Consider the following 642-nt stretch of genomic DNA (forward strand, 5'->3'; position numbering starts at 1 on the left):
GATTCTCGACATTAAATTGCTGACTCTCGCCTATGTTAGGGCAAAAAGMCAATCACCACTCCACGACCTTGGCGCGCATGGTGAGTACACATTTCTCAAACTTCTCTTGGCTATCGCCACTTTGAGCGAGGAACAGCATGTAGCCTTGCTGCTCTATCTCTTCGCTGAGTCCTGCAGCGACTTCAGCATAGTAAGGATCACTGATGTCTTTTAAGATCAGTCCGATGATTTCGCTGGTATGAGATCTAAGGTTTGCCGCCGCGCGATTGCGGATATAACCCAGTTCTTCTACCGCCGCATTCACCCTTTCGATGGTATCAGGTGAAATTCGCCCTTTATTCCCGAGTACCATCGAAACCGTGGTAACAGAGACATCAGCGTGTTTAGCGACTTCTGTAATGGTCACTTTTTTTAACGACATTAGATTCACTTTATGGATTAGAAAACGTTTTAATCACCAAACTTTAACCTCATTAGCCGTATTTTAAAAGCCCTACGCCGAACATGGAAAAACTTGTTTAACTTGATCACAGATATGTTGGTAAAACGTTTTATCAACTTTTTTAGCGGCGTATATTGAGCGCATAACAAAAACACGTTATGCACAACGCAAGTGATGTGCATGAACCCTACAAGTTCTCA

The 642-nt window shown here is 43.4% G+C and carries 1 pseudogene; it reads right to left on the reverse strand.

The annotated features are described in order from the left end of the window. Positions 1-55: 55 nt before the first annotated feature. Positions 56-421: pseudogene (locus CIK04_RS24585) on the reverse strand (LacI family DNA-binding transcriptional regulator); the annotation flags it as partial. Positions 422-642: the final 221 nt, after the last annotated feature.

This window comes from Vibrio sp. 03_296 (assembly GCF_002265885.1).